At 66.1% G+C, this 622-nt stretch carries 1 protein-coding gene; it reads right to left on the bottom strand.

Annotated elements, in window-relative coordinates; all coding sequences use genetic code 11:
• Positions 1–622 (bottom strand): IS5 family transposase (locus V8J36_RS22840; protein ID WP_336469614.1); only part of this gene is annotated, 622 nt, incomplete at both ends.

The following is a 622-nucleotide window of genomic DNA, read 5'->3' as shown; positions in this document are numbered from 1 at the left end:
TGATCTCGGCGGTGCCGAGGCTGTTGTATCTGTTCATGATGGCGATGCGGATCTGGATCTCGGCGGTCTGCCGATCAGGGTGGCGTGAGGCGATGCGCGCGCCGAATGACTTGAGGCAATTCATCCGTGCCTCGACCCGACTCCGGATGTGGTGGCCGACCGACCGCTTCCAGTTGGCTCGTCCCAGGCGTCGCGTCTCGTGAAGGATGCCGTTTCGGGCTCGGGCGGCGGGGCAGTCCTCTTTCCAGGCGCGGCCGTTCTTGCGGATCGGGATGCGCGCTTCGGCCCCTCGTCCGACGATTGCGGCATGGCAGCCTCTGGTGTCATAGGCACCATCGGCTGTGACCGAGCCGATCTCTTCATGCTCGGGAAGTTGCGCCAGCAGGTGTGGAAGCAGTGGACTGTCGCCCTGTCGGCTGGAGGTGAATTCGACGGCCCGGACATCGCCGGTCTGCGCGTCCATGCCGATATGGACCTTGCGCCATTGCCTGCGGCGCGACGCGCCGTGCTTGCGCGCCTGCCACTCGCCATCGCCGCGGAACTTGATGCCGGTGCTATCAGCAAGCAAGGTCACGGGGCCGTCCGGGCGACGATAGGGGATCTGCACCGCAAGCCGCGCCTG

Origin of the sequence: Frigidibacter sp. MR17.14 (assembly GCF_037095735.1) — a bacterium.
Lineage (GTDB): Bacteria > Pseudomonadota > Alphaproteobacteria > Rhodobacterales > Rhodobacteraceae > Frigidibacter.
Note: the sequence above shows the minus strand (reverse complement) of the source record. Positions and strands in the feature narration are given on the sequence as shown.